This window comes from Dysgonomonas sp. Shenzhen-Wh21 (assembly GCF_043392705.1).
In the GTDB taxonomy this organism is placed as follows: domain Bacteria; phylum Bacteroidota; class Bacteroidia; order Bacteroidales; family Dysgonomonadaceae; genus Dysgonomonas.
Genome location: NZ_JAIXHZ010000129.1, coordinates 1 through 10888 on the forward strand (window position 1 = coordinate 1; position 10888 = coordinate 10888).

General features: G+C 36.6%; 9 protein-coding genes and 2 pseudogenes. 9 read left to right on the forward strand and 2 right to left on the reverse strand.

The genetic code is table 11. The features are described 5' to 3' along the window. Together LDB17_RS09080 and LDB17_RS09085 are read right to left on the reverse strand one after the other, a co-directional pair. Positions 1-353, reverse strand: a pseudogene (locus LDB17_RS09080) (MotA/TolQ/ExbB proton channel family protein); the annotation flags it as partial. Between the two features lie 467 nt (positions 354-820). Further along, positions 821-2206 (reverse strand): aspartate kinase, encoded by a 1386-nt coding sequence (locus LDB17_RS09085; protein ID WP_006842359.1) that lies wholly within the window; start codon positions 2204-2206, stop codon positions 821-823. Positions 2207-2401: 195 nt separating this feature from the next. On the opposite strand from LDB17_RS09085, the gene LDB17_RS09090 reads away from it, so the two are divergent. From LDB17_RS09090 to LDB17_RS09130, 9 genes and pseudogenes are all read left to right on the forward strand, one after another. Then, entirely contained in the window at positions 2402-4849 is a 2448-nt protein-coding gene (locus tag LDB17_RS09090; RefSeq protein ID WP_252637664.1) for a DUF5686 and carboxypeptidase regulatory-like domain-containing protein, read from the forward strand. A 107-nt stretch (positions 4850-4956) separates the two neighbouring features. Then, positions 4957-5862, forward strand: a complete 906-nt coding sequence (gene menA / locus LDB17_RS09095; protein ID WP_252637663.1) for a 1,4-dihydroxy-2-naphthoate octaprenyltransferase — start codon at positions 4957-4959, stop codon at positions 5860-5862. Beyond that, on the forward strand, positions 5862-6362 hold the full coding sequence (locus tag LDB17_RS09100) for a metallophosphoesterase (protein WP_252637662.1): 501 nt from the start codon (positions 5862-5864) through the stop codon (positions 6360-6362). Before menA ends, LDB17_RS09100 begins: the two co-directional genes overlap by 1 nt. A 59-nt stretch (positions 6363-6421) precedes the next feature. Then, entirely contained in the window at positions 6422-7258 is an 837-nt protein-coding gene (locus LDB17_RS09105) for a lysophospholipid acyltransferase family protein (protein WP_252637661.1), read from the forward strand. Positions 7259-7385: 127 nt separating this feature from the next. Then, positions 7386-8672, forward strand: coding sequence for a sigma 54-interacting transcriptional regulator (locus LDB17_RS09110; RefSeq protein WP_252637660.1), 1287 nt, complete (start codon positions 7386-7388; stop codon positions 8670-8672). Next, positions 8669-9172 carry an LPS assembly lipoprotein LptE gene (gene lptE, locus LDB17_RS09115; RefSeq protein ID WP_006842353.1) on the forward strand — a complete coding sequence of 168 codons (504 nt, stop codon included), beginning with the start codon at positions 8669-8671 and terminating at the stop codon, positions 9170-9172. Before LDB17_RS09110 ends, lptE begins: the two co-directional genes overlap by 4 nt. Positions 9173-9210: 38 nt before the next feature. Further along, positions 9211-9990: a hypothetical protein gene (locus tag LDB17_RS09120; protein ID WP_252637658.1), complete on the forward strand. Its 780-nt coding sequence runs from the start codon at positions 9211-9213 to the stop codon at positions 9988-9990. Beyond that, entirely contained in the window at positions 9987-10370 is a 384-nt protein-coding gene (secG, locus tag LDB17_RS09125; RefSeq protein ID WP_252637656.1) for a preprotein translocase subunit SecG, read from the forward strand. Before LDB17_RS09120 ends, secG begins: the two co-directional genes overlap by 4 nt. A 323-nt stretch (positions 10371-10693) precedes the next feature. After that, positions 10694-10888 (forward strand): annotated as a pseudogene (locus LDB17_RS09130) (hypothetical protein); the annotation flags it as partial.

Genomic DNA, 10888 nt, shown 5'->3' on the forward strand with positions numbered 1-10888 from the left:
TATCTGATTAATCCAGCTTTTAATATATTAGCCACAGATCCTTTTTGTTCGTCACATAGCTTTGTTGCACCTGCGATGTCACCAGCTTCTAATTTAGCTTTAGCGTTCATCACAAATTTAGCTGTGCTTCCTTTTCCACTAGCTCTGTTCAATGCAAAGAATCTCTCTACAGAAAGAGTAAGTGTTGTTAGTAACAGCGTGATAACGATAGGAATTACCCATCCTCCTTGGAATAATGCACCTAGTGAATTGCCTGGTAGTGGATGACCTTTTTCGTCAAAGTTAGCCTTATCCCCGGCAACTAGGTAGAAGAATAGGTGAGCTACAATCGCACATCCAATAACGACTATCATAGCTGAAACGCCTTTAGATCTTGGTTTTTGTTTTGGTTGTTGTTTTTTAGTTTCCATAATGATAATAAATAATTTAAGTTTAGTGAATCAATTTTTAAATTTATATCTTTTAATTTTCAATAGTCTCCTTATTTTAAAACAATAAAATTACACAGTGTCAATTATTATAGGATGCAAATATACTATTATTTTGATTTTTTAAGTATTTCGCATCTAACATTGCACTTTTATTCACACTTCTAATCAAATGTAACGGTGAAATCAGTTTTTTATTTTCCAATAAAAGCAACTTTTGTAATAGAGAATGTTCAAGCAAATTCAAAGGTCTATATATCTGTAATTGTGGATATTCTTTTTTATTTAAGTGCCCCACAAGGTATTAAACGATCACTCTAGTTTCAGCTAACAAAAATAGAACTAAAAATCAATTCACACAATAAAAAAAATATAAAAAAACCCTTATTAACCTATTTCTCTATACACAATTCATCATTCAGTGCAATTACCGCGTCTTTATAAAATTCTCTTTTTATTACAAACTGCATATTCACCTGCCGTAGAGATTGAGCAAAACTCTCGACATTAATCCCTTTTTGAAACAGAGCTTTCGAGGCTCTATACAAGAATCCGGGCAATGCAATATTGGTACCCATTACACATACTAAAGCTACACGCTCTACAATAACCTGATAGAATGTCGTCTCCAGATCGGTTATCATTTCGCGTGATTTATAATTGTCCCAAACCACCATTGTAATAGAGTTTGCATTTGTAGATTTGAGAATGTAACTCACATTATATTTGGCAAATATCTGCATGATTCTCAAGTCAAATCCAACCTCTCCAACCATCATCGGATCATGAATTTCTACAGCTAATACCTTATCTGTACCTGAAACGATCTCTATCTTCGGTATTTCCGACACATATTCTTTTGTTATCAATGTACCCGGATGTTCGGGCTCAAAGGTATTTTTGATACGAATATCGATATTGGCAAGTTCCAAAGGTTTAGACGCTTTCGGATGAATAGCCTCCATACCAATATCAGCTAGCTGATCGGCCACGATAAAATTTGTTCGCCCTACAGGAACCACCTTATCCACACCTACTATATTCGGATCAGCGCTCGACAAGTGATATTCTTTATGGATAATAGCCTCGTCGGCATTTACTTCTACGGCAATTTTGCTAAAAGTTACCTCTGTATAACCTCTATCGAACGCACGCATAATACCCTCAGTACCTTTTGTATAGCCGGTAGCGACACAAACATCCTTACTAAAATCAACGCCTTTGAATGCTCTATGAATACGCTCATCTATTGTAAGAGGCAGAGAGTCATTAAATCCGCAGAGATCGATAAACCGAGCAGAGATACCATTGTTATTCAAAATATTTACAGTATTCCACGCTGAATGAGCCTCTCCTATCGAAGCTAAAATTTCGCGTGCGGCTAAACAGATATCTTCGGCATTTACGTATCCTGAAGCCAAAACTTTGCTCAAACTATGAAGCATTGTTTTAGCCTGTTTGAGGCGAAAGGTTATAAATTCTCTTGCTTCTAATAGATTCAGGCCGATTTCTTCAAAGCCCTTATTTATAAGCAAAAGCCTTTGACACAGACTATCTAATCCGATGCTATAATCTGCATTTTCGAGAAATTGAACATATACTCCGGGCTCTCCTGTTTTTTTATGTTCCAATAGCCAGTTAGTGACATTATTATATGCGGATACAACAAATATACGATTGTACATTTCTTCCGGCTTTCTCTTCCCTACAATGACGTTCTCCAGCACATCTTTAAACTGCGACATGGAAGTTCCGCCAATTTTCTCAACTGTAAGCATTTTAATCTTTAATATTTTGAAAAAAATTTAGCGCAAAAATAATAAAATAATCTTATTTCACAGGGGAATATAGAATAATGTCACTCCTTTGTAACATTAAATCGAATAAAAACAGGAAATAAGTAAAGAATAAATCGATATTTCCGATATATTTGTAGAGAATGTTAAAAAGTGTCCCTAAATAATAAACTAATAATGAGATTATATATTGCCTTGGTTTTATCCTTTTTTTGCTCCATTCATTTGCACGCACAAAACTTTAAAGGAAAAATTACAGACACAAATGGCGAACCGTTATATGGAAGCACAGTATATATAAAAGGTGTAAATCAAGGGTTGGTATGTAACGAAACAGGAAGCTATCAAACGACTATACCCAACGGAGAATACGAAGTTGAATATAAATGTTTGGGGTTTAAACCCGAAGTGCGAAAAATAAAAATCAGTACAGACAAAGTAACTACATTAGATATAGTACTATATGAAACACCTTTCAACCTGAAAGAAATTACCGTATCAAATCAGGAAGACCCGGCCTACCCTATTATGCGGAAAGCAATAGAAAAAGCACCATTATATGCCGCTTCAGTAAAAGAGTACACTGCCGAAGCCTACATAAAGGTAAACGCTGAATTGCTTAAAGTTTCGTCATTGATAGACAAAATGGCAAAAAGAGAAGAAGGGGTTAAACTATCAGATTTTAAAGAGTTGCTATTTACACAAGAATCCTTCAACGAAATACGTTTTACAGCACCCGACAAGTACGAACAAACAGTAAAAGCATTCTCCAGCAGTATTCCCGACAATATAGATTCGAAAGACGCGATGGGAATATTAAGCACTTCCTTGTACAACCCGAAGATTGGTTCATACATTTCGCCGTTGCATCCTCAAGCATTTTCTTACTACAAATTCAGATACGAAGGGTTTATAGAAGAGAATGGATTAACAATAAATAAAATCAAAATAGAACCCAAATTAAAAGACCCTTCGCTTTTTGAAGGCTACATATATATAGCAGATTATACATGGCATATATATTCTGCGGAACTTCATTCTAATCCATACGGAGCAAAACAAGCATATACAATCTCGTTTCAGGAATTAGCACCAAATGTATATCTGCCTATCACTTATTTGATAGCATCTGATATTGACATCTTCGGAATTAAAGCTACAATGAACTACTACACATCACTAACCTATAGTAATATTACAACGAATAAATCGGTGATAAGTGGTGCAAAAAGCAAAAAAGAGAAAAGAACCTTTGAAATCGCACGTCAAGACTCCTTATATATAGTAAAATCGGATAGTTTGGCATCTAAGCGTGATACGGCATATTGGACCAATGTAAGAACGATACCTTTGGGAGAACGGGAGATAAAAACATTAATTAAAAGGGATTCCATACAGCAACATCTCGATTCGGCGAGAGAAAAGCACCGTAATCCAATGCTGACATTTTCAAATATAATAAATGGAGGGCAGATAGGAAGTGACTCCAGCAAGGTGAAAATCAAATTCAATGGGCTACTCGAAGGTAGTATCTATGAGTATAATTTTGTAGATGGGCTATGGATGGGGCAATCATTCAGGTTAACGAGTAATATCGGAAAACACAACAAGCTCGAAATAACACCTTATATATATTATACCTTATCAAGGAAAAGATTGGTAGGTGGAGGTAATATAAATCTCACTTATGCGCCACTAAGATTAGGCAGCCTTACTATCTCTTTAGGAAGCACTAGTGAGGATTTCAATCCACTAGGTATTCACCGCTTCAATAACTTTTCAAATTCACTAATAAGAGGTAAGAATTATAATTACTTCTATCAGAAAGATTTTATTTCCGCAACGAATAGTATAGATATTTCGAACGGATTATCTGTATCTGTAGGACTGGAGATAGACAGGCGTCATGGATTATCAAATAATACGGATTACACCTGGGGTAAGAAAAGTAAAATCACGCCTAACATATACCCTGACGACAGGTTTGACAAAACAGCATTCAACTTAGGCATAGAATACACCCCTTACGCCTATTTCTCTATAAAAGATGGAGCGAAAAAATATGAAAAATACGCTTCTCCTACATTCTATGTTAATTATGAGCAGGCATTCTCCGGATGGCAAACCAACAATGCTCAATATCAAAAATTATCGGGAGGCATAAAACAAAATATAAAGTTAAGTGAGTTTAGCAACTTCAACTACCAACTCGAAGGAGGTCGCTTTCTGGGCGAAAGAGACAAAATACACTTTGTGGATTATCAACATTTCAACACATCGAATGTAACAGTGAATCTGAAATCTCCATTCACATCCTTTATGCTGTTAGACAATTATGTTGCTTCAACAAACAGATATTGGATCAGAACCAATTTCAACTACGAAAGCAAGTATATATTAATTAAGCGACTGCCATTTCTTCAAGGAAAAATGTTTACAGAAAGCCTACATCTAAAAAACCTATACACCGCCGACATGAAATACAGTGAGATGGGCTACTCACTAAACTTCACAAAGCTGCTTAATGTAGGAGTATTCGCCTCATTCAAGAAAACAAAATATCAGGATTTCGGAATAAGAATATTGTTCGATTTAGACAATATAAAGAAAACTATAAACAGGTAAAAGTAAGCGTAACGTCATCTTTCTATTTTTAGGTAATATTAGAATTTGACCTGATAATAATATTTTTCTCATCAGACTAAAATACATACCTTTGCACAAATTTAATTATGGCATCTGTAAAATCTTGGGTATCGGCTCTGCGTCCACGCACACTATTCCTGGCGGGAGCTACAGCACTATGTGGCAGCGGGATCGCATATAGCACAGGAAAATTCAGCATATTCGTATTTATTCTGACCATTTTGGTCGCGAATGTATTACAACTGCTATCAAATATGGCAAACGACCTTGGTGACTACCAACAAGGTACAGATATCACAGGCGAAAGAATAGGACCTCAACGAACAGTTCAAAGCGGAGCCATTACTCCCGAAGAGATGACTAAAGCTATAAAAATAGCTATAGCATGTGCTATTGTGATCGGGATATTACTTGTTTACGTTGCTCTTCAGTTTATGGCATGGCAATATATTTTACTCTTTCTAGGCTTGGGACTGGGTAGTATTGTCGCCGCAATAAAATATACAGCCGGAAAAAATCCTTATGGATACAAGGGATTGGGAGATATTTTCTCTTTTATCTTTTTTGGACTTGTATCGGTAGTTGGAACATATTTTTTACATACCCATACTATAGATTTCAAGCCGTGGCTACCTGCTATAGCTTTGGGTTTGCTAACAGCTGCCGTACTCAATCTTAACAATATGCGCGACATAGACAATGATAGAAAATCAGGGAAAATAACAATCCCTGTACGGATAGGAATCAAGAATGCTAAGATATACCACGCCCTATTAATTATAGGAGCGTTCGTTTCCCTTACGGCATATTCTATATTATATAGTACCCACTGGTATCAATATATGTACCTATTAAGTTTTCTTGTATTTTTTAAATTGTTAATTAACATTATCAAAATAAAAGAGAATCGTCTACTCGACCCATACTTGAAATATACTTCGATGGGAACATTTATCCTATCTGTTTGTTTTTGTATTTGTATCAATCTATAATGAAAAAGATAGGATTACTTTCTGACACCCATAACTGGTGGGATGAGAAGTTTGCAAAATATTTTTCCGACTGTGACGAAATATGGCATGCGGGAGATATAGGTTCAATGGAGTTGGCTTTAAAGTTCGAAGCTTTGGGCAAACCCTTTCGGGCAGTGTACGGGAATATAGATGATAGTCGTGTACGTGCAGCATACCCCGAAACGTTACGCTTCACACTCGAAGGTGTAGATGTGTTTATGATTCATATCGGAGGCTCTCCGGGTAGGTATGAACGAAAAGTACAATCAATATTACTTATGAATCCGCCCAAATTATTTATAACCGGGCACTCACATATACTGAAAGTCATATTCGATAAAAAAATAAACGGATTATTCATCAATCCGGGTGCAGCAGGCAAATATGGAATACATAAAGTCAGAACCCTTCTTAAGTTTAACTTGAGTGAAGGCAATATCTCAGACTTGGATATCATCGAACTTCATGACGAATCTTAATTAATACTTGTCTAATATTTCTATTTTAACGAAATTTGCAACAGTAAAAAAACAGCAGCATGAAGGAAAAATTACTGAGCTATGATGATGTTCGCAAAATGAGCCCCATTTTGCGTGGCCCATTTGGAAATATACTTATAAAATTTGCTATGTGGCTGACCGGGATGAATAAAGTCAACCGCATCTACGATACTTCGAAGCAATACGAAGGCCCTGAATTTTGCAAACATTTGCTACAAGACGTTGGAGTCAATATAGTAGTCGAAAATATAGAGGTGCTTAACCAATACGAAGGAGCTTCGTTTATCACTGTCTCGAACCATGCATACGGTCACATAGATGGTATTGCCGCCATTGCCACAATCGCATCGGTTCGTCCCGACTATAAAATGATGGTAAATTTCATTCTCGGCATGATAGACACAATGTCTCCCAACTTCATTGCTGTTAATCCTTTCCAAAGCGGAAAAATGGCAAGTAAGTCGAGCCTCGAAGGAATAAAACAATCCATCGAACATATCAAAAGCGGACATCCATTGGGATTCTTCCCTGCCGGTGCTGTGTCTAAGACAAAAGTAAGAAACTTCAGAATGGAAGTCGAAGACCGAGAATGGCAAGAACCAGTTCTAAAGCTCATAAAGAAGTCGAAAGTACCTGTGATACCCATGTACTTTAGCGGTAAAAACTCTTGGTTCTTTAACTTTCTTGATCTTGTAAATTGGAGACTCCGCTCATTGAGGTTAGGACATGAAGTATATAATAAAAAGGGTAAAACGATATACTTACGATTGGGTGAGCCAATATCACCGGAAGAACAGGCAAAACATACAGATATAAAGGAATTCGGAGAGTTTTTGAAAGCTAAAACATACGCTTTAGCTAAATCTACAGATTAAACTCATCACCTTTAGAAATCTTCACTAAAAAAGACTGACAAAACTAAAATTAATATGTAATTTTGTCAGGTTTCGTTAAACTTCACATATAAACTTTTGTTTATTTGTGACTTATCTATCTAATAAAATGGCAAGACCAGATATACAACAGGTAAAACAACGCTTCGGCATCATAGGGAACACACCCGATCTCAACCGAGCTATAGACATAGCGCTTCAGGTAGCACCTACCGATATGTCTGTACTGGTGACAGGAGAGAGCGGAGTGGGAAAAGAAAGTTTTCCGCAGATTATCCATCAGTTCAGCCATCGCAAACATGGAACTTATATTGCGGTCAACTGTGGGTCTATCCCCGAAGGTACTATAGATTCAGAACTTTTCGGACACGAAAAAGGATCCTTTACAGGAGCTACAGGCGAACGAAAAGGGTATTTCGAAGTAGCGAATGGAGGTACATTGTTCCTCGACGAAGTGGGAGAATTACCACTTTCTACACAGGCGCGTTTACTGCGTGTGCTGGAAACGGGTGAATTTATAAAAGTAGGATCATCAAAAGTAGAGAAAACAGATGTACGTGTTGTTGCGGCTACAAATCTGGACATGATAACTGCTACACGAAACGGACGTTTTCGTGAAGACTTGTATTACCGCTTAAACACTGTACCCATTCGGATACCTGCCCTAAGAGACAGGAAAGACGATATCCCTCTACTCTTTAGAAAGTTTGCAAGCGACTGTGCTGAAAAATACAACATGCCGTCTATCGTTCTGACCGAATCGGCAAAGCAAATGCTCAAAGATTACTATTGGCCGGGGAATATTCGCCAGCTAAAGAACATTACCGAACAAATATCAATTATAGAACAGGCAAGAGAAATAACTCCGGATATACTAAAACTTTATCTTCCGGCAAACGAGGTTGGCTTAATTCCCATACACACTTCTGCGGGACATAATGATCCTAAAAGCTTTAGTAATGAGCGAGAAATACTCTACCAAGTACTTTTTGATATGAAAAAAGACATGAATGAGTTGAAAAAAATTGTTCATGATATTGTTGCCGGAAATCTAAAAGCCTCAGATGCTGTCTCTGCATCCACAATCAGCAAAAGCGATAGTGCTTTACCCACTATGGTAGTTAGCGCAGCTGACAAAGGAGCAACTACACCTCTGACTATAAAAAATGATCCTCATACTATTACCCCTACCAGAAATGATATTGCTGACGTAGATATAATAGAAGCTCCGGAATATGAAGAAGAAACACTTTCTCTACAGGATGTAGAAAAAGACATGATAATAAAAGCGTTGGATCGTCATAACGGAAAGCGTAAGAATGCGGCTCAAGACCTGAAAATATCGGAACGTACACTGTACAGAAAAATAAAAGAATATAATCTGGAAAATTTATGAAAAAAATCGGTCTGTTGATCCTAGTGTCAATCATGATGACAGCTTGTACAATCTCATACAAGTTTAACGGTTCGAACATTAACTATTCCGAAACACCCACTTTAGAGATTCGCGACTTCCAAAACCAGTCGCCGAACGTATATCCTATGTTAGCTCAAATGTTTAACGAGGAAATGAAAGATGTGTTTATACGCGGAACCAAACTACAGTTTACCAGTGTAGCACCGTCAATGGAAATAGAAGGCGAGATTGTACGTTGGGATCTGACACCTCTGGCTGTACAGGAAAACAATCTGGCTTCGCAGACTCGACTTACAATGGCGGTTAAATTCCGATTTAGAAATAATGTAAGACCAGAGGAGGATAAAGAGGAGACAATCTCGGCATATCGAGATTTTGAGAGTAGCAAAATGCTTACCGATGTACAAGATAAACTCGGAGAAGAACTCACAAAAGAGATAGTAGACCAGATATTTAATGCAACCATGTCGAATTGGTAATAAACAATCATTTTAAATATTGCTATAAGATCTTAAACATGGATATTCAGAAGCTTAATGAATTTATTATTCAAAAAAACTCTCCCTCCAAATCCGATATCGGAAGTCTAGAGAGGATTGCTTTCGAATACCCTTTTTTTCAAGCTGCCATTTTCATATATCTAAAAGCTGTGTATATACACGAACCTGAAAGATATAAAACAGAACTGGAAAGGCTCAGTATTACAATAACTGACAGAAGAGCTCTGTTCTATTATATATTCAGTGAAGAATATGAACAATTTTTTGTAGAAACAGGTAAAAAAGAAATTGCTGAAGATAAGACGAACATTCTATTAAATGCTTTTTTTGAATCTCGAGGCGAAACAATCAGCGATGACATGCAACTGGAGTATAATATATCTCATTCGAGCATAGCCACAACCGATTATTTTTCATACATACAGTATCAGCCTCAGGAAGAAGAGAACAAAAAAGAGAGCAACCTGCAACTCAAGCATCAAGATATTATAGATACCTTCATTACTAAGTCGGAAGAAGATGGCATCCATATCCAAATAGAGAAAGAAGATGAGTCGCTCCGAGATCATACTTATGAACTAAAAGACAGCAATGAAGATCAGGATGAATTAAATGAAGACTTGTTTTTCACCGAGACCCTTGCCAAAATATATATAAAGCAGCAGAAGTATGAGAAAGCATACAAAATAATTAAACATTTAAGTTTGAATTATCCAAAAAAAAATATTTACTTTGCAGACCAATTGAGTTTTCTCGAAAAATTGATTATAAATTCAAAATCTAAAGATAAAAAATGATCGCACTTATTACCATATTAATTGTGATAGCAGCTATAGCCTTGGTACTTATAGTTCTTGTTCAAAACTCAAAAGGCGGAGGCCTTTCATCAGGATTTTCATCTTCAAATGCAATCATGGGAGTTCGTAAAACCACAGACTTCTTGGAGAAAGCAACTTGGGGATTGGCTGGTTTCATCATGATAATGAGTATTGTTTGTGTTATGATCAGACCTAAAGGTGGTTTAGGAACAGCAAAACCGGATATAAGCATACCAACTACTCCTGCTACAGGAACACCTGATATGTCTACTACTTTACCTCTTAATCAAGGTCAAAGTGCAGCAAGTACAACAACTCCGGCTCCTACCCAACAGCCTACAACACCTCCTACTGAATAAGGAAAATATATAAATCATATAATATAAGGAAGCTTATCTGCAAACAGATAAGCTTTTTTTGTATACCTATACATCGGAAATAGAAAGAGGCTTATCTATAAAATATAAGACAATAGTCGCAACTATCTTTGAAAAAAATAGAGAGCCCACAAAATAAGAATCCCTCCAAACTTCTCCATTTTCGGGGAGGCCTTTGAAGGGGTTCCTATTATAAAACGTAGACCTTAGTAAACACTTAGAGAATACTTTTAAGGTCTGATAACAATATTACTTAACAAGCATTACTCGTTATCTTCCGTATTCTCTTCGCTGCTGTTATCTTCTTGTTCGAAGTCGAAACCAGATTCTATAATTATATTATACCAGTTTATTATTTTCTTGCTTCTATCAAAGAGAAAGAAAATGGGGCTAAAGTATCGATCAGTGCAAACTCAAAGCCTGAAGAATTAAAGAAATACTTCGAAGAGGTATTACCTGAGTTTGACAAGGATCGTGTTTACCCGACAGATATCAAGAAA